The sequence below is a fragment of the Acinetobacter sp. 1124_18A genome, from assembly GCF_052824995.1.
The window spans coordinates 63,417-85,653 of the sequence record NZ_VTDF01000006.1 but is presented as its reverse complement, the minus strand read 5'-3'; the positions used below and the strand labels follow the sequence as shown (position 1 = coordinate 85,653).

The 22,237-nt window shown below is 38.1% G+C and carries 25 protein-coding genes and 1 other RNA gene; 13 read left to right on the top strand and 13 right to left on the bottom strand.

Going from position 1 to position 22,237, the window contains the following annotated elements:
• Position 1: 1 nt before the first annotated feature.
• The 3 genes from rlmH to FY048_RS13220 all read right to left on the bottom strand — a co-directional run bounded on the left by rlmH (position 2) and on the right by FY048_RS13220 (position 4,255).
• Positions 2-481, bottom strand: a complete 480-nt coding sequence (gene rlmH / locus FY048_RS13230; RefSeq protein ID WP_003652981.1) for a 23S rRNA (pseudouridine(1915)-N(3))-methyltransferase RlmH — start codon at positions 479-481, stop codon at positions 2-4.
• A gap of 304 nt (positions 482-785) precedes the next feature.
• A complete protein-coding gene (gene lon / locus FY048_RS13225; protein ID WP_016138889.1) occupies positions 786-3,215 on the bottom strand; it encodes an endopeptidase La in 2,430 nt (809 codons plus the stop codon).
• Between the two features lie 455 nt (positions 3,216-3,670).
• Entirely contained in the window at positions 3,671-4,255 is a 585-nt protein-coding gene (locus tag FY048_RS13220; RefSeq protein ID WP_446091454.1) for a 5-formyltetrahydrofolate cyclo-ligase, read from the bottom strand.
• 223 nt (positions 4,256-4,478) lie between these two features.
• On the opposite strand from FY048_RS13220, the gene FY048_RS13215 reads away from it, so the two are divergent.
• The 3 genes from FY048_RS13215 (at position 4,479) to FY048_RS13205 (ending at position 5,464) form a co-directional block, all read left to right on the top strand.
• A complete protein-coding gene (locus FY048_RS13215; protein WP_446091453.1) occupies positions 4,479-4,823 on the top strand; it encodes a hypothetical protein in 345 nt (114 codons plus the stop codon).
• 114 nt (positions 4,824-4,937) lie between these two features.
• Complete coding sequence (locus FY048_RS13210) at positions 4,938-5,051, top strand: hypothetical protein (protein ID WP_016138886.1); 114 nt, start codon at positions 4,938-4,940, stop codon at positions 5,049-5,051.
• 92 nt (positions 5,052-5,143) lie between these two features.
• On the top strand, positions 5,144-5,464 hold the full coding sequence (locus FY048_RS13205) for a hypothetical protein (protein WP_446091452.1): 321 nt from the start codon (positions 5,144-5,146) through the stop codon (positions 5,462-5,464).
• Positions 5,465-5,598: 134 nt separating this feature from the next.
• Here the strand turns inward: FY048_RS13205 and ssrS are convergent.
• The 3 genes from ssrS to FY048_RS13190 form a co-directional block, all read right to left on the bottom strand.
• A non-coding RNA gene (ssrS, locus tag FY048_RS13200) (6S RNA) lies at positions 5,599-5,782 on the bottom strand.
• A gap of 189 nt (positions 5,783-5,971) precedes the next feature.
• Entirely contained in the window at positions 5,972-6,256 is a 285-nt protein-coding gene (locus tag FY048_RS13195; RefSeq protein ID WP_003652859.1) for a cell division protein ZapA, read from the bottom strand.
• On the bottom strand, positions 6,253-6,813 hold the full coding sequence (locus FY048_RS13190; protein ID WP_042898254.1) for a hypothetical protein: 561 nt from the start codon (positions 6,811-6,813) through the stop codon (positions 6,253-6,255). The genes FY048_RS13195 and FY048_RS13190 overlap by 4 nt, the downstream gene beginning before the upstream one ends.
• A 64-nt stretch (positions 6,814-6,877) precedes the next feature.
• Here FY048_RS13190 and FY048_RS13185 point away from each other — a divergent pair, with 64 nt between their 5' ends.
• From FY048_RS13185 to FY048_RS13165, 5 genes are all read left to right on the top strand, one after another.
• Positions 6,878-7,507, top strand: a complete 630-nt coding sequence (locus FY048_RS13185; RefSeq protein WP_005042155.1) for a UPF0149 family protein — start codon at positions 6,878-6,880, stop codon at positions 7,505-7,507.
• Between the two features lie 67 nt (positions 7,508-7,574).
• Positions 7,575-8,894 carry a Xaa-Pro aminopeptidase gene (gene pepP / locus FY048_RS13180; protein WP_446091451.1) on the top strand — a complete coding sequence of 440 codons (1,320 nt, stop codon included), beginning with the start codon at positions 7,575-7,577 and terminating at the stop codon, positions 8,892-8,894.
• Between the two features lie 31 nt (positions 8,895-8,925).
• The gene (gene ubiH / locus FY048_RS13175) at positions 8,926-10,134 is read left to right on the top strand and encodes a 2-octaprenyl-6-methoxyphenyl hydroxylase (RefSeq protein ID WP_199990200.1); all 1,209 of its coding nucleotides are present in this window, start codon (positions 8,926-8,928) and stop codon (positions 10,132-10,134) included.
• Positions 10,131-11,363 carry an FAD-dependent monooxygenase gene (locus FY048_RS13170; RefSeq protein WP_446091450.1) on the top strand — a complete coding sequence of 411 codons (1,233 nt, stop codon included), beginning with the start codon at positions 10,131-10,133 and terminating at the stop codon, positions 11,361-11,363. Before ubiH ends, FY048_RS13170 begins: the two co-directional genes overlap by 4 nt.
• A 207-nt stretch (positions 11,364-11,570) precedes the next feature.
• Entirely contained in the window at positions 11,571-11,822 is a 252-nt protein-coding gene (locus tag FY048_RS13165) for a hypothetical protein (RefSeq protein ID WP_016138879.1), read from the top strand.
• Between the two features lie 57 nt (positions 11,823-11,879).
• Here the strand turns inward: FY048_RS13165 and FY048_RS13160 are convergent, their stop codons facing one another.
• Complete coding sequence (locus FY048_RS13160; RefSeq protein WP_446091449.1) at positions 11,880-12,281, bottom strand: Cd(II)/Pb(II)-responsive transcriptional regulator; 402 nt, start codon at positions 12,279-12,281, stop codon at positions 11,880-11,882.
• A 65-nt stretch (positions 12,282-12,346) separates the two neighbouring features.
• Between FY048_RS13160 and FY048_RS13155 the strand changes: the two genes are divergently transcribed.
• Positions 12,347-12,988, top strand: coding sequence for a cation transporter (locus FY048_RS13155; RefSeq protein WP_446091448.1), 642 nt, complete (start codon positions 12,347-12,349; stop codon positions 12,986-12,988).
• A 54-nt stretch (positions 12,989-13,042) separates the two neighbouring features.
• On the opposite strand, the gene FY048_RS13150 is transcribed toward FY048_RS13155, so the two are convergent.
• Complete coding sequence (locus tag FY048_RS13150) at positions 13,043-13,645, bottom strand: LysE/ArgO family amino acid transporter (protein WP_446091447.1); 603 nt, start codon at positions 13,643-13,645, stop codon at positions 13,043-13,045.
• 105 nt (positions 13,646-13,750) lie between these two features.
• Here FY048_RS13150 and FY048_RS13145 point away from each other — a divergent pair, with 105 nt between their 5' ends.
• Positions 13,751-14,641, top strand: coding sequence for a LysR family transcriptional regulator ArgP (locus FY048_RS13145; RefSeq protein WP_446091446.1), 891 nt, complete (start codon positions 13,751-13,753; stop codon positions 14,639-14,641).
• 2 nt (positions 14,642-14,643) lie between these two features.
• On the opposite strand, the gene FY048_RS13140 is transcribed toward FY048_RS13145, so the two are convergent.
• Both FY048_RS13140 and rsmI read right to left on the bottom strand, forming a co-directional pair.
• Entirely contained in the window at positions 14,644-15,030 is a 387-nt protein-coding gene (locus tag FY048_RS13140; protein ID WP_446091445.1) for a hemin receptor, read from the bottom strand.
• 90 nt (positions 15,031-15,120) lie between these two features.
• The gene (gene rsmI, locus FY048_RS13135) at positions 15,121-15,957 is read right to left on the bottom strand and encodes a 16S rRNA (cytidine(1402)-2'-O)-methyltransferase (RefSeq protein ID WP_016138874.1); all 837 of its coding nucleotides are present in this window, start codon (positions 15,955-15,957) and stop codon (positions 15,121-15,123) included.
• Positions 15,958-16,165: 208 nt separating this feature from the next.
• On the opposite strand from rsmI, the gene FY048_RS13130 reads away from it, so the two are divergent.
• The 3 genes from FY048_RS13130 to FY048_RS13120 all read left to right on the top strand — a co-directional run bounded on the left by FY048_RS13130 (position 16,166) and on the right by FY048_RS13120 (position 18,219).
• Positions 16,166-16,567 carry a YraN family protein gene (locus FY048_RS13130; protein ID WP_003652834.1) on the top strand — a complete coding sequence of 134 codons (402 nt, stop codon included), beginning with the start codon at positions 16,166-16,168 and terminating at the stop codon, positions 16,565-16,567.
• Positions 16,568-16,644: 77 nt separating this feature from the next.
• Positions 16,645-17,352 (top strand): BON domain-containing protein, encoded by a 708-nt coding sequence (locus tag FY048_RS13125; RefSeq protein WP_446091444.1) that lies wholly within the window; start codon positions 16,645-16,647, stop codon positions 17,350-17,352.
• Positions 17,353-17,355: 3 nt separating this feature from the next.
• Positions 17,356-18,219 carry an alpha/beta hydrolase gene (locus FY048_RS13120; protein WP_446091443.1) on the top strand — a complete coding sequence of 288 codons (864 nt, stop codon included), beginning with the start codon at positions 17,356-17,358 and terminating at the stop codon, positions 18,217-18,219.
• A gap of 28 nt (positions 18,220-18,247) precedes the next feature.
• Here the strand turns inward: FY048_RS13120 and nudC are convergent, their stop codons facing one another.
• The 3 genes from nudC to dnaQ form a co-directional block, all read right to left on the bottom strand.
• Positions 18,248-18,991, bottom strand: coding sequence for an NAD(+) diphosphatase (gene nudC, locus FY048_RS13115; RefSeq protein WP_446091442.1), 744 nt, complete (start codon positions 18,989-18,991; stop codon positions 18,248-18,250).
• Positions 18,991-20,634, bottom strand: coding sequence for a chemotaxis protein (locus FY048_RS13110; protein ID WP_446091441.1), 1,644 nt, complete (start codon positions 20,632-20,634; stop codon positions 18,991-18,993). The genes nudC and FY048_RS13110 overlap by 1 nt, the downstream gene beginning before the upstream one ends.
• 130 nt (positions 20,635-20,764) lie before the next feature.
• On the bottom strand, positions 20,765-22,135 hold the full coding sequence (gene dnaQ / locus FY048_RS13105) for a DNA polymerase III subunit epsilon (protein WP_446091440.1): 1,371 nt from the start codon (positions 22,133-22,135) through the stop codon (positions 20,765-20,767).
• Between the last annotated feature and the right edge of the window lie 102 nt (positions 22,136-22,237).

The following is a 22,237-nucleotide window of genomic DNA, read 5'->3' as shown; positions in this document are numbered from 1 at the left end:
TTTATGCACGGTGATAGGGATGATTATGATTAATAGTCATTGCCCGATATAGTTGCTCAATTAATAACACGCGTACCAAAGGATGGGGCATTGTGAGTTTTGAGAGTGACCAATGCCATGCAGCAGCTTTACGTACTTGATCCGACAGGCCATCTGGGCCACCAATCGCAAGTACTACATCATTGCCTTCAAGCATCCATTGTTTCATGGTGTCAGCCAGCTTTTCTGTGCTGAGTTCTCGCCCACCGACTTCTAGGGCAATTAAAGTTTCATTCGGCTTTAAAGCATTTAAAATACTTTCGCCTTCAATTTGGCAATATTTTAAAATATCTGCTTCTGAATCATTCTTACCACGTTTGGCCATAGGCAGTTCAATGACTTGAGTTTGCACGAAAGGTTGGATGCGTTTGAAATAATCTTCAAAACCAGTGAGAACCCAAGCAGGCATTTTTTGACCAATGGTCAGAATACGAATTTTCATATTATCTATTCATTCAAAACAGCTGGCGCATTATACCTGAGGAAGAGATAAGTTCGTGGTAGTAAAATAGGCATAAAAAACGCAGTCCAAAAAACTGTGTTGGACTGCGATCAAATGATCACCTGTCTGGAGTTCAGATGATCATAGAGAATAAAAACAAGGCTATCTATAAAATAATAGATAACGAAGAATACTTAATTTAATTAAATACTCTTAATACCTATTATGAGGATGGTTGGATATTTTTCAATCAAATTGTGTAACAAAAAAAAGAGAGCCGAAGCTCTCTTTTTTCGTATTTTAATTAGTGACGTGCTGCTTTTGAACCTTCCACCGGTTTTACAATCGGCGTTTTAGGTAAAGGCTTTGGCATAGAAACTAATGCTAGAGGCAAGATGTCATCAATACTTTTCACAGCTTTGATTTCTAAACCTTCTTTAACATTGGCTGGAATTTCTGCCAAATCACGTACGTTATCTTGTGGAATAAATACAAGTTTAATTCCACCACGGTGTGCCGCAAGAAGTTTTTCTTTTAAGCCACCAATACGCATTGCACGACCACCTAAACTTGTTTCACCAGTCATTGCAATATCCGGACGAATCGCAATACCTGTAAATGCTGATACAAGGGCAGTTGTTAATGCTAAACCAGCAGATGGGCCATCTTTTGGTGTTGCACCTTCTGGTAAGTGAACGTGTACATCAGTTTCTTCAAAACGAGAAGCTTCAATACCTAGCTCATCGGCACGTGTACGTACTAAAGTCATTGCTGTAGTAATAGATTCTTTCATTACATCACCAAGTGAACCGGTCGTAATGAATTTGCCTTTACCTTTTACCGCTGCAACTTCAATGGTAAGTAACTCACCACCTACAGATGTCCAAGCTAGACCGTTTACGCGACCTACTTGCGCTTCTTCTTCTGCAATACCGAAGTCAAACTTATGTGGACCTAAGTATTCTGGAAGATTGGCAGAAGTCACATCAAGTTGTAAGTTTTTAGACTTTTTACTTACTGCTTCTTTTACCACTTTACGCGCAATTTTAGACACTTCACGTTCTAAACTACGTACACCAGCTTCACGTGTATAGCGCTGAACAATATCACGAATCGCTTCTTCATGAATTGTTAACTCTTTAGCACGTAGACCGTTGTTCTTAATCGCTTTTGGAACAAGGTAACGTTCAGCAATATTAACTTTTTCATCTTCGGTATAACCCGGTAGACGAATAACTTCCATACGGTCAAGTAATGCCTCAGGAATATTCATGCTGTTTGCAGTACAGATAAACATCACTTCAGAGAGGTCAAGATCAAGATCTAAATAGTGATCGTTGAACTTACTGTTTTGTGATGGATCTAATACTTCAAGCAATGCAGAAGCAGGATCGCCACGGTAGTCTTGTGCCATCTTGTCAATTTCGTCGAGTAAGAACAGAGGGTTCTTCACGCCAACTTTTGTTAAAGACTGCACGATTTTACCTGGCATCGCACCAATATAAGTACGACGGTGACCACGAATCTCAGCTTCGTCACGTACGCCACCAAGTGCCATACGAACAAACTCACGACCTGTTGCTTTCGCAACTGACTCACCAAGTGAAGTTTTACCTACACCAGGAGGACCTACTAAACATAGAATCGGACCTTTGAGTTTTTTAACACGTGACTGAACAGCTAAATATTCAACAATACGATCTTTAACGTCATCTAAGCCGTAGTGATCTGTATCAAGAATCTCTTGAGCTTTCGCAAGGTTAATGCTGACTTTGCTCGCCTTATTCCACGGCGTATCTAAAATTACTTCTAGATAGTTACGTACAACAGCTGCTTCACTAGACGCTGGTTGCATTGCTTTAAGCTTACGGAACTCAGCTTCTGCTTTTTTACGTACGTGTTCAGGTAAATCAGCTTCAGCAAGACGTTTTTCTATTTCAGCAACGTCATCTTCAGCGCCGCCATTCATGTCAGAAAGTTCACGTTGAATGACTTTCATTTTTTCATTTAGAAAGTATTCACGTTGGTTTTTTTCCATTTGGCGTTTTACGCTGTCATGCAAAGTTTGTTCAATTTGCTGTTCAGCAGATTGATTTACCAAGTAGCTCATAAGTTCTTGCAAATGTGCTTCAAACTCATCGTGCTCTAAAAACTTCTGTTTAATTTCAATATTTAGAGGCACACGTGTTGCCACGAAGAACATAAGCTGTAGTAAGTCTTCAATTTTATTAGCAGCTGCAACCAGTTCACGTGCATTACGTAATTTTGCTTCAGCGTATTGAGCAAATAAAGTACGTAACTCTTGTAAACGAGTTTCTTGAGTAGCTTTATCTACGTTAATTGTCATTGGACTTAAGCTATGTTCAGCCGTCAAATAGCTATCTTCATCGATAATTTTTTCAAGTTTAGAGCGCTGTAACCCTTCAATAAGTACTTTGATACAGTTTTCATCATTCTCATGATTTACGACCTGAACAATCTTAGCAACCGTTCCGTACTGATAAAGGTTATCGTGATCAATATCTTCTGTAAGCGAATCTTTTTGCGCAACTACAAATACTAAATTGTCACTGTTACGAGCCACATCAACTGCATTGATCGATTGTTCACGACCCACGAATAACGCAATTTGCATGTGTGGGTAGACCACTACATCACGTAACGCTAAAAGTGGTAATACACTTGGAACCTGAGGCTCTAAGTCAGTTTTTTCATTCATAATAAGTTCAGACATGGGCACTCCTAATGAGTGACAACGAGGTTGCCATGTTTTTTATAGTGATGTGTATTTCAAAAATTACAAGGGCCTATTTATAGAAAATGCGGAAAAAATGACTAATTTAGTCAACTTTTTTATTAAAATATTATGAATCAACGAATTAATTCTTAAGAAGAATAAAATTTTGTAGAAAGGGTAAGTAATTTAGCTTAATAATTATGAAATATTCATATGATAAAAAAATCGTTTGGATAGTAAATAACCATTTTCTTATGCCATTTATACACAATGTATTGTTAACAATAATGCAAAGCTTATTCGATATTGAACATTAAATAGGCATGTTAATATAAGTTGGTAAAACGGTCTGTCACGGCAAAGTAATCATCCCTAGGGTGGTTACTTTTTCGTTTTAAGGGACTAAAAAGTAAAAGTATATATTTTAAGTTTTATAAATTTTTATATAAAAATCATCTTTTAAAATAATAAACATGTTGAGGGGTGAGTAAAGCATCTAATGGTTGATCCCAACTTTGACGTTTTAAAGTATGCTCAATAAATTGAAATTGATGAGCCATTCCCAAACGATAAGGCTTATGTTTTGCACTTGCTAGTGTTCGGTCATAATAGCCGCCTCCCATACCAATACGTGTTCCGTAGTGATCACAAGCTAAAAGTGGCATCAACAGTAAATCAAGTTTTGATACATGTTTTCCTCTTGTTGCCATGGGTTCTTTCATACCCAACGGATGATGTGAAAAACGTCGATTTAAATATTGGTTTCTAGATATTTTTACCCAAACTAAACGTTGATTCATAGAACAAATCATAGGTAAATAAACCTGTTTATTTTTTTGAAAACATAATTTTATGATCAGATCTGTATGAACTTCTCCGAAGGCATGTAAATATAAACCAATTTTTTTTGATGAATGAAAAATAGCAAGACTGTTTAAATGATGGAGAACATTAAGCTGAGCTTGTTTTTGCTCCAATGGGCTTAAAGAGCGTCTTTTAGATCTTAAATTTTTTCTAATAAAACTAAGTTCAGTCATGTGTAAATCTAACAAAGATTTGAGATCAGTCGAGCAAAATTATACCTATTTTTCTTAAGATTTATGGAAATAGAGGAGTAATTAAGAAATAACTTTAAATTTACTTGATGTGAGGTATCTTCTTTAGCGATAAAAAATTCTATTTCTTTACGTATTACCAGTATTTATTTACATTTAATCAGATAAGAATATTTAAAAAGATGAATGTGAAATTGTTAAGCCTATGAAGTTAAAAATTTTAACCATTACAATAAGCACCGTGTTGATACTTGGTGGGTGCACAAAACAAACGGAACCTGAAGCAGCTGAAGTTGACTATAAAGCTCAATTTGAAGAGTCTGACCGTAAAATTGGAGAGTTTTTAGATCAATTAGATAATCCGAAGATATCACAAGAGGTTAAAGTAAAAATCTTGTGTCATGATTATCCTGAGGTCTATAAGACCCAATATATGCCTGCATTAATCAAAATTTCACCTAAACCTTATACCGAAGAAAAAATGTTGTCAGATTTGAAGAGTGCCACTGACTACTACAAGGATGCTTTAGCGATTAGCTGTAACCAATAAGTCAATTTATGTTTTAACTCTCAAAAAATCCGATAAGTGTGAATTGATTGGCATTATTGAATTGTGATAAATTTCATTCTGTCTTTATAGTTGCTAATTTAGGGGGTTCTAGATATGGAAATCTTGAAATTCTTACAGAGTTTTAATACTGTCGGTACATATTTAACGATTGCTTCAACCATTTTGGCTGGCCTTATTCTATATTTTTATGTAATTAATCCAGCGTGATCTTTAAAAAAGAAATAGTAAGAAATTTTCTATTTCTTTTTTAATAATTAAATTCTGTCATTAGTTTTAAACTATAAAAATAAGGTAGGGTCATGAAGTTTAGATTATTTCTGCTTAGTTTTTTTGCTTTAAGTTGTTATGCAGACGAAAACGTAAGTGATCCTGAGATTTGTAATGTGGTAAAAAAAGTTGCTTATACTGTCATGGAGGCACGTCAACAAAAAGTTCCATCTGAAGACTTGCAACAGATAGCGAATGGCCTCGAAGACCAAAAAGCCAAACAACTTTATCAAGATTTAATTAATTCGGCTTACTCTGCCAAAGTATTTAGAACCAGTTTCTTTAAAAGAAAGGCAATAGAAGATTTTCAAACAGGCTGGTATGAAGAGTGTCTTAATAAAAATAAAAAATAATATTAAAGAGGGCTGATTAGATTAATCAGCTAAGCTGCAATTTAATGTTTTCAAAAGAAAATTTTAGACTGAAAGGTCTGTATAAAAAGCTAAATTAAAATAAATGTTTTGAATTTTTCTTATAAGTTAAAACTAAATGCTCCGAAGATGCCGCTGCATGTGTCGTTACCCTGAACCCGATGAGTTCAAGGTGGACGCGACGTATACTTGCTGGGTTTCCTACACGAAGGTAGGCATACACTCTAAATATACAGAACACATCCATAAGTTTAAGTATCGGCAGGGGAATAGACCCGCTGGCGAACACCCCAGAGACAATTTAAGTATAACCGATCTGACCATGTTGGCAATCCTCAAATCCTCAGGAACTGTAAACTTAGTTTGCGTTTGATGAAGCTTTGTACACTAATATGCATAAAATCATTTTCAATTGCGCTTAATAGCCTCAATAAAAAATGCCTTGCATCTATTCTTCATAGAGCAAGGCGTTTTTGTATGGATGATTTATTAAACAATTTGTTCAACATCATCCAATATCGTTTGCAGTAAACGTTCACAGTGAGTGTATTCTTGCAAAGATTTATTAAGGCTCAGTACTTCTTGAGTCAATTGTAGAGCAACCATAATGACCAGTTTATTGTGCTCAACACGTGGAGCACTACGACGCATCTCATTAAATTTCTCATTGAGAAGTTCTGCTGCACGTTCAAGTTCGTCTTTTTTATCTAACGTAGTCGCGAGTCTAAAGGTCTGCTCAATCAGCCTAAGCTCTACCATGACTTGTTCACTCATGATTGGGTCTCCTCACCAGTTTCAGCATTAGGATGGGCAAGCTGCTGAATTTCTTGAGCATGCTGATCTTGGGCAGTGCCTAAAATTCCTAAACGCTGAATAATGGCTTCAACTTTTGATTTAGCAAGCTCATTTTTTTGTAACAAACGATCACGATCTTGTTGTAAATCATGAAGCTCTTGCTGAGTTTGACGCTGGTGGGCTTGTAACTTTTCTTTTGCAACACGTAATTCATTGCGTTCGGCAAGAATTTCTTGAAAACGATTTTTTAAATCAGTTGTACTTTTTTCTAATCGACTATAACGTTCAGCAAGTGTGTTAGCATCCTGATTCAATTGTTGAAATTGACCTTTTAACTGAGATAGTTGCTCAGTTACCGACTCAATTTCCTCTTGTTTTTTAGTGATAATACTATTTTTTTGCACAACTTGTGCGTGATGCTCTGTTTCAGCCAGTTCATTAGCTTCTGAGAGTGCCGCATGTTCACTCTCTAAATGATGTAAGCGTGTTTTTAATACGCTAATATGCGCTTGTAGCCGCTGTAATTGTTCTAACATAACGAGGTCGCACAGAATTGCAATCAAAGGTAATATATACAAAGTATAGAGATTGGATAAACGAATGCAAGACGATATTTCAGGCTGGACAGATTGGAACGCTCATTTTGAAGGAATTGAAGAAATTTCAAGCCCTAGTGAGTTACATGGTCTGTTAACAGGTATTGTTTGTGTGACAGAAGCGCCAACGCGTGAAGAATGGTCACAAATTTTAACAACCCTTAATGTGCCAGAGTTAAGTGAAGATGCTTTAGCACTTTTAACTGATGAAGCAGAAGATGTCGTTCACGCTATATCTGATGATGAATTAGATTATTTACCAATGCTTCCTGATGATGAACATACGCTTCAAGAGCGTGTACAAGCATTATCAGATTGGTGTGCGGGCGTTGTATTAGGTTTTGGGTTGGCATCGGGTCATATTCGTGATGATGAACGTGAGTTGATTGAGAACCTTCAAGATATTGCAGCGGTCGAATTTGAAGACTCTGACAATGATGAGGAAGGTGAAAGCAGTTACGAAGAATTGTATGAATTTGTACGCTTAATCCCTGTAAGCTTGTCTATTGGTAGAAAAAAAATCACTGTAGCTGACAGTTCTTTATTGAAAAACTTTCATGCAAAAATTAAATCTGCTGCTGTAGACACAGAACAAACTATTGTAGAAATGTTTACTCCACATCGCCCAAGCTAATTGAGGCGATGTGTTATTGGTTGTATTTTATTTTTTGACTTTAAAATTCTAAATCAAGTAGATCATTATGAAATTGCCTCAAGCTGATTTTCGACATCGTAGAGACCGTCTGGCAGAAAAAATGGGTCCAAACAGTATTGCAATTATTGCAACGCGTGAGGAAATGTACCGTAATCGTGATGCGGATTATAAATTCCGTGCCGATAGTAGTTTTTTCTATTTGACTGGCTTTGCTGAGCCTGAGGCAGTTGCTGTCATTGAAACCTTCGAGGACGATGACTATAGCTATAGTCTTTTTTGCCGTGAACGTAATCGTGAGATGGAAATCTGGAATGGTTACCGTGCAGGCATTGATGGTGCAATTGAAGATTATGACGCAGATGAAGCATATGCAATTGATTTGCTTGATGAAGAGATTATTGAAAAGTTATTAAATAAAGAGCGTCTTTATTATCGGATTGGGCACAATGCTGCGTTTGATGCGCGAGTTAGCCAGTGGATTAAACAAGCAGATGCCGAGCACCGACATGAGAGCGCTCCAGCTCAATTGGTACAGCTCGACCGTATTGTCGATGAAATGCGTTTAGTCAAGTCACCACAAGAACTTGAGCTGATGCAAATTGCTGCAAATATTAGTGCTGAAGCGCATACGCGTGCGATGCAAATGGTACGTCCGGGCATGATGGAATATGCTCTTGAAGCTGAGCTGAATTATATATTTGGGCAAAACGGTTGTGTGCCTTCTTATAACAGTATTGTTGGTGGTGGTGCTAATGCTTGTATTTTGCACTATGTTGAAAATAACCAACCACTTAAAGATGGCGATTTAGTCTTGATTGATGCAGCTTGTGAATATGAGTTTTATGCATCGGATATTACCCGTACTTTCCCAGTAAATGGCAAATTTAGTGCTGAACAAAAAGCCTTATATGAAGTTGTACTGGCTTCTCAATATGCAGCCATTGACGCAGTTCGTATTGGCAATTCTTACCGTGAACCTCATGAAGTTGCAGTCAAAATTTTAACTGAAGGCTTAGTTAATTTAGGTTTGCTCAAAGGTGATGTTAACGAACTCATCAAAACCGAAGCATACCGTCAGTTTTATATGCATGGCACAGGTCATTGGCTAGGTATGGATGTACATGATGTTGGATCTTATAAAAAAGGTGAAGACTGGCGTCAATATGAAGAGGGTATGGTTGTTACAGTTGAACCTGGTTTATACATTGCGCCAGATGATGAAACTGTAGATGAAAAATGGCGTGGTATTGGTATTCGTATTGAAGATGATGTGGTCGCAACGTCGAAAGGGCCACGAGTTTTAACTGCTAATGTGGTTAAAGATATTGCAGATATTGAACATTTAATGGCGCAAGCTAAAGCATAATTAAACGTATTCGCCAAAGGAGCAAAACTCGATGCAACAACAAGTGATTATTGTAGGTGGGGGTATGGTTGGTTTGAGCCTTTCACTCATGCTCGCGAAGGCTAATATTGCAGTAAAGCTATTAGAAGCTGTGAAATACCCAAACTATGATGATCAAAATGTTGCCCCTTATCATTCGAGTTTTGATGCACGTAATACGGCTTTATCACGTCGTAGTGTGCAAATTTATCAAAAGCTAGGGTTGTGGGATGCATTACAGCAACATGCTACTCCAATTTTACAAGTCCACATTACTGAGCAAGGCAGTTTTGGTAAAGCACGTTTAATCGCAGAACAAGAAAAAGTCGAAAGCTTTGGGCAAGTGATTGAAAATGCTTGGCTTGGTCGTGTTCTGTTAACTCAAGTGCGTCAACAACCTTTGATTGAGTTGATTGATGGCGTACAGGTTACGGCTTTAACTCAAGATGCTGAACAAGTACATATTGAAGCTCAGCGTGGTGAGGAAACTTTAAAACTTGAGTCAAAACTATTAATTGCGGCTGATGGACGCGATTCTTTTTGTCGTCAGGCAATTGGCGTGGGTGTGGATGTTCATGATTATGATCAGGTTGCGATTGTGACTACGGTTCAGACATCCAAGCCACATGAGCATGTAGGTTTTGAGCGTTTCAGTGCATTGGGTCCTTTAGCTTTATTACCTTTACCGGGTGAGTACCGCCGCTCAGTGGTATGGCCTGTTAAAAAAGGCACCGAAAATGAATGGCTAGGCGATGAAAATGACCAGCACTTTTTAAGTGCCTTGCAACAAACTTATGGTGACCGAGCAGGTAAATTTGAGAAAACGGGTAAACGTTTTAGCTATCCGCTTTCGCAAGTGCTTGCGCATAAACAAGCTGTTGGTCGCGTTATTCTAATGGGTAATGCCGCACATACAATTCATCCTGTTGCAGGACAGGGCTTTAATTTATGTCTACGTGATGCCGATGTTTTAGTGCGTTATTTAGTGAACCAGTTAAGCACTTCTGATGATTTGGGTAACCCAGATAACTTACTTGCCTATGAACAAGCTCGTTTATCAGATCAGCAGCGCGTGATTAAGTTCTGTGACACTGTAGTTCGTGGTTTTAGTAACCAAAACCCATTATTAAAATTAATTCGTAATACAGGATTAATTGCATTTGATGTCATTCCGGGTATAAAACCATTGGTGGCTAACTATGCAATGGGGTTAAAAGCATGAGTGAAGTGTTGGATGTCGTCATTGTTGGTGGTGGATTGGTTGGTGGTTTAACTGCTTTATTACTTGCGCAAGGTGGGGTGCAACCCACAGTGCTTGATGCGGCTCCTGTGCTTGATGTTGAGAAAACATTAAGCGTGATGAATCCACGTGTTTTAGCCCTTAGCCAAGCGACCATTCATTTGCTTAAAACGGTAAATGTTTGGGATGATCTTGCCCGTCAAATGCCTTATACAGGCATGCAGGTCTGGAACCTGAATGGCTATGGTGAAATTAATTTTGGCCAAGACTCTGCACGTCAGCCTTTAGCTGAGCAAGCCCTGGGTTCTATGGTGGAGCCAAGTGTACTGAACGTTGCTATTCAGCAAAAAATGTTGCAGCAGCTTACAGATTACCGTACTCAAGTTCGTGTTACGCGTATTGAGCAGGGTATTGGATGTTGGCATATTCAATTAGCAGATGGCACGACACTTAAAACTAAACTACTTATCGGTGCAGATGGTGCAAATTCATTTGTACGTGAACAGGCTTTTATTGACCTCGATGTACTAGATTACAAACAAGCAGCCATTAGCTGTGCAATTAGAACAGCAAAGCCCCATCATTATGTTGCCCGTCAAACTTTTTTACCTACAGGACCTTTGGCATTTTTACCAATGGCAAGTCTTGAAGAAACTGAAAACGGATACTGGCAATCCATTGTCTGGACACTACCAGATGATTATGCCGATGAATATTCAGCTTTAAACGATACTGCATTTATGCAGCTTTTAACTCAAGAAAGCCAACACATGTTGGGTGAGGTGTTAGAGGTTCGTTCAAGAGCACAATTTCCGCTCAAAGCTCGCGCTGCAAAACAATATGTAAAAGCAGGATTGGCTTTGATTGGTGATGCAGCACATGTGATTCATCCACTTGCTGGACAAGGGGTGAATATTGGCTGTCTTGATGCGGCAGTGCTGTGTGATGTGTTGCTTCATGATTTAAAACGTGGTGTATGGGCACATGAGCAAACTTTAATGCGCTATGAACATCGCCGTAAAGGTCAGAATGATGCAATGATGCATAGCATGTCGGCAATTGGTTGGCTTGAAAGTAGTGAGCTATTTCCAGTCGTATGGGCTCGCAATATGGGGCTTAAGCAAGTTGAGCTGACTCCGGTTTTAAAAGACCGATTTATGCAACAAGCAAATGGTTTTGGGGCTTTACAAAGTACCCGCTATAAGCATTAAAATATTCACTGGGCCTATACTCTACTAAGCGAATTCAATGCCAGTAGATATTTTTTGAACAATCATTTATATATCATTACCAATTTGGTCATAAAAGATACGGAATTGACCAAATTGGCTCTTTGCTAAACGCAAAGAGATTGCTAAATTTCTGAGGTCTTGGGACCATAGCGATGATGCAATAAAAATCATTGTGGGGAGTGTGAAATGTCAGATATCAATGATTATGAAGATGCAGAAGATTCTGCTGTAGATGAAGATGAAGCGAAAGCAGCCGAAAGCGGTGCAGCTGATGAAGAAGTAGGCGGTATGAGTGATACTGATCTTGCTGAGGCAGAAACGCTGACTGTAACTGCTAAACAGAAACAGCGCCAAGCGCTGGAAGATGAAATCGCCGCATTTTTAGCTCGAGGTGGGAGAATTACCGAAGTTCCTCCTGATGAACATAGCGACCATTAATCTAAAAAAGCATCACATGAGTGGTGCTTTTTTTTGTATGAATTTACTAAAATAGGTTTAAGGAGAGCTTTGTAATTCTTTTAAAATCCCACATTCATCTACTGTTCGATTGGTAGAGCAGTGCTGTTTTAAATCAATTAAAGATTCTTTTAAAAGTAATAATCGTTCAATTTTTTCAGATACTTCAATTAAATATTTATCTACTAGGTTATCAATTTTTGTACATGCCTGTTTGGGCTGAGATTTCATTTCTTTTAGCGTTTTAATATCACTGAGTGAAATATCTAATTCTCGGCAATGTTTAATAAACAATAGATCGTTGAGTGTCTGCTCAGTATAAACACGATAATTATTTTCTGAACGTTGAATACGGTCCAACACACCTACTTTTTCGTAATAACGGATCGTATCAATTGGAACATCCGCTTTTTTTGACAATTGACCAATAGAAAGATTCATAAGACTTGACTCTGGAGCTACTCAAGGGTTTTTAATCACTATAAAAGAGTTCTTGAGGAAATAAAATGGCTGGATGTGGTTGTGCTTCAACATGTTCTCCTTCAAAAAAGGTGAGTCCACGGTTTAGAAAAGCGTTATGGATTGCACTTGTGATCAATGCTTTGATGTTTGTGGTAGAAATTTTGGGTGGTTATAAAGCCCAATCTGTTTCACTATGGGCCGATGCATTAGATTTTGCCGGAGATGCAGCAAATTATGCATTATCTTTAGTTGTGCTTTCGATGAGTTTGTATTGGCGGGCAACAGCTGCATTACTTAAAGGAATAACGATGACAGCTTTCGGTGTTTTTGTTATTGCGAAAGTGGTCTGGTCGTATTTTCATGGTGTTCCGCCCGAGCCTATGGTGATGGGAGCAATTGGCGTGATGGCTTTAATTGCTAACGTTTCAGTTGCGCTTATGCTTTATGCATACCGTGATGGAGATGCCAATATGCGTTCTGTCTGGTTATGCAGCAGAAATGATTCTATTGCTAATATTGCTGTGATTTTAGCGGCGGTTGGCGTATTTGGAACAGGTAGTGTATTTCCAGATTTATTTGTTGCCTTTATCATTGCTTACTTAGGTGTGTCCTCTGGTTATGCTGTTATAAAACAGTCACAGCAAGAAAGAAAACAGTCAAAGCTGGTGTTGGGTTCTCAAGCATAATTTTGAGCGCATAAAAGTACCATTCAGACATGGTACTTTTTAGTGTTTGAATGATTAGATGAGAAGCGATATTGCAATACTCCACATAACGCAACCAATAATGAAATCTAAGACTTTCCATGCTTTAGGATTGATAAACAATGGTTTTAATAACCTTGCGCCATAACCTAAGCTGAAAAAGAAAATCCAAGAGGCAACAATGCTGCCCAAAGCAAAACTAATTTTATCTTCTAGCTGAGTTGCAACTGAACCAATCAGAACAATAGTATCTAAATAGACATGTGGGTTAAGCCAAGTAAAGGCAAGACAGGTCACTAGTGCTTGGGTTAAAGTCTGTTTCTGGCTGCTATCAAGCTCCATGCTTTGGGTGGTTTTTAAGGCAGCATAGAATGCTTTCGCACCGTAGACGAATAAGAATGTTGCACCTAAATATTTAGCGACACTAATTAAGATGGGTGATGCTGTCATGATTTCGGCAAAACCTAATACACCAAAAGCGATTAGAATTGAGTCGGACAGCGCACAAATTAAACATAGCCAAAATACATATTGCTGTTTAAGCCCCTGTTTTAGAACAAAAGCATTTTGCGCTCCAATTGCTACAATAAGCCCGCTACCAATACCGAAGCCTTTAAAAAATATACTAAGAGAGAACATAACAATAAGGTGGAAAAATCAGATGTGGGAATTATCTGACTTTTTCTTAAAAAATAAGTAAAATTAAGAATATTTAGGTTTGGCTAAAAAAAATTTAGGTTTGATATGTTAGATAGCAAACAGTGTGAAGCCTTTCTTGCAGTCGCAGAAGTGGGAAGTTTTGATGCGGCAGGTGAGCATTTATATATTACGCCGTCGGCAGTGTCCTTACGTGTGCAAGCTTTAGAAAAGTATTTAGGCCAAATTTTAATTATCCGTGGGCGCCCATGTGTACTCACACAAGCTGGGCAAACGTTATTACAACATTTACGTCATACGAGAATAATGGAGCAAAACTTATTACAAGGTTTGATGGGCAAGTCATCTGAATCGGAATTCTACAAAATTGCTCTAGCTTCCAATGCAGATTCGCTAGCGACTTGGCTTTTACCGAGCATTCAGCAAACGCTTTTTAATGAAAAAATAGTCTTAGAACTAAAAATTGATGACCAATCGCATACGCATACTTTATTAGAAACAGGGCAAGTCAATGCATGTATCTCGGCAGAAGAGCAAGTCATGTCAGGCTGTTTAGCTCAACCACTTGGGAAAATGCGTTATAAAATGTTGGCTTCTGCTGAATTTGCAGCTGACTGGTTTAAACATGGCGTAAACCGAGAAACTTTAAGAAATGCACCTGCTGTAATTTTTAACCATAAAGACCTGATGCATTCAGAGGTTTTGCTTAAATATTATGGTTTACCTTTGCAGAGCTATCCTTATAGTTTTATTCCTGCCACAGATGCCTTTGTGAAAGCAATCCAATTAGGTTTGGGATATGGCATGGTGCCCGAGCTTCAGGTTCAATCTTTACTAAATAATGGAACTTTAGTGGATGTTATACCTGAGGCTGAGCTCGACATTCCGTTATATTGGCACCATTGGAAAAGGCAGTCTAAACAGTTAGATGCCCTGACAGAGACTATTGTGAAGTCAGCAAAACACATATTGAGATAGTTTTAGAGGTTTCTTTTTAAATGGCGATTGGAAATATGCTGAATATAAAACTCTATATCTTGTGCTGAGTAACCTAAAAGTTGTCCAACTCTTCGTTCAAGCCCTATGCATTTTTCAAAATTAGTTTCTTTGAATAAAGTTTCAATACACATCATGAGTTCATTTAAATCTGCTAAAGCTGCATCTTTATAAATCAGCATAATTGAAAAGGGTAAAGGTAGAGAGGTTTCAATATCTTTACTCAGCATTGATAAAGTACCTCGTTCGAGATGCTTTAAAAAACTGACAGGTAATAGATCGTAAAATAGAGCGATAGGTTTTTTGCCTGAAATTAATAATTCTAGTTCTTGTCCTTCATGAGGGCCAAGTTTGCCCATTTGTTCAGTCATATTAGTACTCTTATTCTTATATTTTATTATTCAAAATTAACAGAGGGTGATGTCAAATAGTCTGTGTCATCACCCATATCTAATTAAAAATTAAGATTGAGTTAACTCGAGCGCACGTTGATAAGCGACTTTCTTCTTAATTCCTGTCAAATCGGCAGCAAGTTGAGATGCTGCTTTAACAGATAAATCTTGAAGTAAACGCTTTAAAAGTTCATCTAGTTTTTCTTGTTCCAGATCTGTTTTTGCAGCTGCACCACCCACAACCACTACAATTTCACCTTTTTCTTGGTTGTGGTCATTTTCAATGAAGCTGACCAAATCTTTTAAGGTCATTTTTTTGATGGTTTCAAATGTTTTAGTAATTTCACGTGCAAACCCTACAGGACGGTCTTCACCAAATACTTGAGCCATATCTTTAATAGACTCTAAAATACGATGAGGGGCTTCATAGAAAATTAAGGTTTGAGTTTCGTTTTTAAGTTTTTCTAATTGAGAAATACGTTGTGACGCTCTCGATGGCAGAAAGCCTTCAAAGCTAAAACGGTCACTCGGCAAACCTACCGCACTTAAGGCAGCAATAGCAGCACACGCACCTGGCACAGGAACGACTCTAATACCATGTTCTTGAGCAGCACGGACTAATTTAAAGCCTGGGTCACTGATGAGCGGTGTACCTGCGTCACTAATTAAAGCAACACTATCGCCAGCAAGTAATTTTTGAACTAACTGCTCAATTTTATTGCTTTCATTGTGGTCATGACATGCAGTAAGTTGAGTCGATATATTATAGTGCTTAAATAATTGTGCTGATTGACGTGTATCTTCGGCAGCAACAATAGAAACTGATTTTAAAATATCAATTGCACGGAAAGTCATATCATCTAAGTGCCCGATTGGGGTGGCTACAACAAATAACTGAGCACTCATTTGGTTTTACTCCGTACAGATAAACAATTTTAATCGGGTAGTTTACCCGAAATTATGATTTGGGCGTGAACAATGTCTGCTAGCTTGAGCTTTTCGAAAATGATCTGATTTTCATTTGTTCGATTTAGAGTTGATGCGACAGATGAATTTAAGAAAATAACTTACGCATAAAAACATCTACAGATGCTTTTAATTGGGGAAAATAAAAATGTTATTAGCGCAGCAGTTGGGAAAATGGGCAGAGCAAACTGCGTTAAATCTTTTACAAGCACAAAACTATGTATGGGTCACAAGTAATTACCATTCACGCCGTGGCGAAGTGGATTTAATTGTCAAAAGAGGGCAAGAGTTAGTTTTTGTTGAAGTAAAAGCACGCACTATAGGAAATTATGGGCAGGCTTGTGAAATGGTAACGTGGACAAAACAGAAGAAAATTATCAAAACTGCGATGCGTTTTTTACAGCGCTATCCATCTTATCAGGATTTTTATTGTCGTTTTGATGTGATTTGTTTTGATTTTCCACAGAAAATTGCAAAAACAGTACAGCATGACTTTTCAAAATTCCATTATGATCTGCAATGGATCGAAAATGCATTTACTTTGGATTAAGAGTTCATTACTCTTTTGAGCAAATTTAAGTCTGATGCTTTATGATCAAGCCAAGAAATTGATAGGAGTCTGGTGGAGTGTTAAAACGTATTGCTGTAACAATGCTTTGTGTCGCAAGTTTATCAGGTTGCGCAAGTTTTATTTCTGGTGGAACAGGCACAGCTCCAGTGGGCACAGATAGTGGTGTCCGCAGTCTAGGCCAAGTATTCATTGACTCTTCAATTAAACGTACAGCAAATATCAACATTTACAAACTTGATCAACGTTTCAAGCAGTCACGTATTAATATCGAAAGCTTCCACAGTACAGTTTTATTAACTGGCCAAGTACCAGACCCGTACTTGAAACAATTGGCAGAAGACAATCTTAAAGCCATGAGTGATGTGAAAGCCGTACATAACTATATTACGGTGGGTAACAAAGTTAGCTATAACACCATCATGCAAGATGCGGGTGTAACAGCAAATACACGTGCTCTTTTAATGAAAGCACCTGTGGTTTCTGATAGTAAGGTTCTTGTACATACCGAAGATGGTGTGCTTTATGTAATGGGGCGTTTAAATACTGCTGAAATTAATGATTTAAACAGTGTTTTACAAAACGTCGGTAACGTCACCAAAATTGTCACTTTAATTGATAATATTGATTTGGTGCCTGCTCCAGCAGCAAGTTCTGGTAGTACAACGACTACGCCAATTATTAATAACGTCATTGCTCAGCCAACAGTTCAAACCCCTGTTGCAATTGATCCTGACCAAACAGATCCTGCTTCGACTGCACAGTAATATATGAATCTGATTGAACAACTACAAAGCAAAATTGAACAGGCGCGAACTCTCTATAAAGATTTCCGCCTGTATGATTTGGGGAGTTTTGCTTTAAATCGTTTTACGCCAAAAGATGGTTTTGAGCAGGTTCCAAATGTCCGTTATGGCCTAAAGCCTCGCCACCGTTTGGATGTTTACCGATCTGTTAAAAAGCTAACTCATCAGCCCCTTATTGTTTTTGTGCATGGTGGGGCTTGGCAACATGGTAATAAACGAGATTATCTTTTTATTGGTGAGACATTTGCCAAAGAAGGCTATGACGTTGCTGTTATTAATTACCAGTTAGCACCTAAAAATATTTTCCCAAGTTTTGTTGATGACCTGACTCAGGCATTGAATTATTTGCATCAAAACCAGGGGAAACTAGAAATCTCTACAGAAAATATTGTGCTGATGGGGCATTCGGCAGGTGCCTTTAATGTCATGTCTGCTGTTTATCACCCTGACTCAACTAAAATTGAGTGTCTAGGGAAAATTAAGGCAATAATCGGTTTAGCTGGACCCTATCATTTTGACTATCAAGGTGACCCACTGGCCGAAGATGCTTTTGATCAAAGCACCTCTTATAAAGAAGTCATGCCATATTATTTTGTAAATCAAAATAATATTAAACATTATCTTTTGATGGCTGAAAATGATCAGATTGTAAAAAAACACAATACTTTAGATATGGATCAAGCACTTAGGGAGAAGGGGAATCACAGCCATATCGCCGTGATTCCTAAAACTGGACATATTACAATTTTGGCCAGTCTCTCTAGTTTTATTAGTCATTATTTCAGGACTAAAAGAACTATTTTGCATTTTCTTGAAGAAGTGTTTTAAACGAGAGTATCGCTTAAAACACAACAGATTACCCAGCTTGGGTAATCTGCATAATCATTGAATGAGCAATACTACCTTTAAATGGAATTTCAGGTAATTGATCAATTTTGAAGAATTGTGCATCTGCAATTTCTTCTTCTTGTAGCTTAATTTCACCAGACTCATATTCTGCTCTAAACGCAACCATAAGGTTACTTGGGAAAGGCCAAGGTTGACTTGACATATATTGAACATTTTTGAGTCTTAGACCTACTTCTTCAAAAGCTTCGCGTTGTACTGCTTCTTCAAGAGTTTCACCAACCTCAACAAAACCTGCAATTAAACCATACATATTGGTTTTATTGTGGGCTGACTTCGCCAGCAAGATTTCATCATCACCTCGAGTAATGACGGTAATAATGCACGGGTTTACACGAGGATATTGGTGATAGCGACAAGATGGGCACACCATTGCATATTCAGTTGGGTGAACTTCTGTCGGGTGTCCGCAGTGACTACAAAACTTATGATTGCGTCGCCATTCAAGTAACTGTACAGCACGGCTCGCTTGCAAAAACTGTTCTTTCGACCAACTTGTAATCAGTTGGCGAATTGGAACAAGTTGTAAGCCTTCCGGGATAGTTTCCTCAGCAAGCAAGTCACGTGCAATGACCTGCTCATCATGAGTGAAAAGTAAATCACTTGCTAACTTTTCGACTTTTGGTAGTTGAAGGTTTTGGTCAACCAGTAATTGTTGATGATGGAAAATATAAGCAAGTGATAATTCAGACATTAAGCTGCCTTTTTTTGAAGTTGTTGACTACTCGACAATGCTACATTAAACATGGATTGTAGAACAGGTTGTTTATTTTTTAAATTGTCAACCAACATGTCAAGGCCCGCTAATACGTCAAAAATACAGTGAATTTGGTCTGTATTAAAAGGCTGGTTTTGTTCAAGTTGCTGTTGAACAAATTGAGCAGTTTGAAGTAAAGCCTCTTGTTGAATCGTACTTCCTAGAAATTCGGCTGCACCCGCTAGCTCTTTTAATGAACCAGCAATTGCTTCAATATTTTGCGTTTGATCATTTGCATACAAGGTAAGACTCTGACAAATGAAATCAATTAAATTTTTTGTCTCGATGAGTAAGGCTTGATGTGCTTCATCAAGGCGATCTAAAGAAATATTCGTATTATTCACATTCAGTTGTAAGCGACTAGACGTATATTGGCGTACCAAAATACCAATTGAGTTCATGGCAGACAAAATGCTATCCATAAGCTGCTGAGCATAGTTTTCATTACTTAATATATTGAGCTGACTTAAACTGCTAGCTTGTTGAGAAAGCTGAGATGATGCTTCATCAAGATTAAGTAGCTTAAATGTATATGCCAGTTGTAAAAGGCTCGTTTGTAATTGTTGTGCTTTTTCAGTCGACATATTTTGATAATTATATTCAATATCGTTACGCACTTTGTTCATTTCGCTCAAGATTAATTGGCTGACTGCATGCATGGTGTCGAAGTCAGGACCAAAAAGATGGCGGCTTAAAACAAGAAGTTGCATGTCTGTTGGTGTTTCATCGCCTATATGGAGTTGGTTGCGAATATGGTGAGCAACCTCATCTTCTTGAGCGATAACTATACTTAAAATATCTGCAAGTGCTGCTAAATCGGGCTTAAAAGTTTCCGGGGTTGCTAAGAACTGACCAATATAACTTTCAATATTAATGAGTACACGTAGGCGTGAATCATTTAAAAGCAGATTGTCTATATGGTCGAAAGCATAATTTACGAGTTGCCAATATTGTTGGCTTGGCTGATGGTTTGCCATGCTGACCAAATAGGTACCAATCAGTTTAAAAGCTTGAAAATTATGAGCAGCTTCCGTCTTGTTTAAAAATTGATGCAGAGATAGTTTATAGAGTTGATGGATAAACTGAGTTTTTTCATTAATGAATACTTCTGGGGATGGGAGTTCTAGCGAAGTATTTGCAAGTAAAGGAGCAATCGCTTGTCCAGAAGATGTCAGTGGTCTATTTAAAGCTAATTCTAAATTGTTTAAGGTATTAAGAAGAAACTGAGGTACTTGTAATTCACGTAAACAGATAAACTCAATATACCGTTTTACCATTGTCGTGCCTTCACTCAGTGCAACGACATCGTTCGTGTTAATTTGAGTTGGCTTTGCAATAATTTTTTGCATCAGCTCAGTTGAATATTGAGTGATTTTTGCAAGATAGGGGATATCAATTAAACGTAGGACTTGAGTGCATTGCTTAAATTGTTCTAATGCATCATCAATACCAAAAGGGAGTGTTTGTTCTTCAATTAAAGTACTTACTGCGCCTTCAACCAGTTTTATTGAGCGATCAATTTCATGTTTAATGATGAGTAAAGCTGTTGGATCGAAATGAATCGAAGTATGCTCAGACATAAACGTTCCCCTTTGCAAAAAAATCAATTGTTATATTCGTAGTGCTCGGTAATTTGAGCTAAAAATCTATGTGACTAATATAACTTAACTTACAAAGGGGAAAAGCTAAAAACGCTAAAGAATCAAAAATTTATTTTGCAAAAAGGCAAGGTTCTCCGTGTTTTTTCTCAAATTCTTTGACCCAAGTCTCATGTGTATTGAGCTCTTCTTCGGAAGGACGAATAACGGGTAGATCAATTTGAACCCTAGTTTTATTTGCTGTGTTCAGGCTGTTTTCACTTTGAGATAAGGCATCTATATCAAAAGAAACCTGTCCACCTGTCATTGCTAGGTAAACATCTGAAAGAATTTCAGCATCGAGTAATGCACCGTGGAAAGTACGGTCACGTGCTGGAATTTCATAACGTCTTACAAGGGCGTCAAGCGAGTTTTTTTGTCCGGGATGTTTGCTTTTCGCTAAAGCTAAAGTATCTGTTACCTCACATACTTCGGAAAGCGGGGGAAGGCCTGCGCGTCTAAACTCCATATCAAGGAAGTTCATATCGAAGGTTGCGTTGTGGGCAATAATCTCTGCGCCTTTTAAATAATCAAAGAGCGTATCGGCAATGTCTGCATAGAGCGGTTTATCTTTTAAGAAATTATCACTGATACCATGGATATTTTCTGAGTCACCCACTGGTTTTTGCGGGTTAATATAAATATGAATTGAGCTACCGGTGAGTTTCCGGTTAATCATTTCAATGGCACCCACTTCAATAATTCGGTCACCATCTTGGAAATAGAAACCAGTGGTTTCTGTATCAAGAATCAATTGTCGAGGCCCTTGTAATTGTAGTTTGGCTTCGGTCACAACAACTTGAGGGTGAATGTTATTAACGGGTTGCTTACTTTCTGGCTCAACAACTTCAATAACTTCTTCGTCCACAATAATCATCTCAACTTCTTCAGGCTGTTCAAGATCAATATTATCTTCTTCGGTTACTTCTGCCATATCAAACCCAAAAGGGTCATCAAGTAACCAATCCTGTTCAGGCTTTTTTATATCTTGCAGTGCAGTCGCTTGAACTGTTTTTTTTTGCAGTGCAGTTTGATCGGCCCCAATATTTGCAAGCTCATCGGCCATTTCGTTACCTGCATGTCCAGCATGGCCCTTAATCCAATGCCACTCAATATTTCGACCTGCACAGACCGCATCTAATTTTTGCCAAAGGTCAGGATTTTTTACATCCTTCCAGTTTTTCTTTTTCCAGCCATGAATCCATTCAGTAATCCCTTGCTTCACATAATTTGAATCTGTCCAGATAATTAAGTGCGCATCGGTTGGGCAAAATGAAACGCCTTCAATCGCAGCAGTGAGCTCCATGCGGTTATTGGTTGTATCCGGTTCACCGCCAAATAATTTATGTTCACCCTGCTCGGTAATGACATATGCGCCCCAACCACCTAAACCTGGATTGCCGCGACATGCACCATCAACATACAGTGTGATTGTTTGAGACATAAATCGAAACCTAAACTAAAAGAAAAAGAACTGAATATGGTGTATTGTATACGCAAAAAGTTCGGTTCCATCGTAACAAAGCAAGGTTTTTTTAATTTCTTG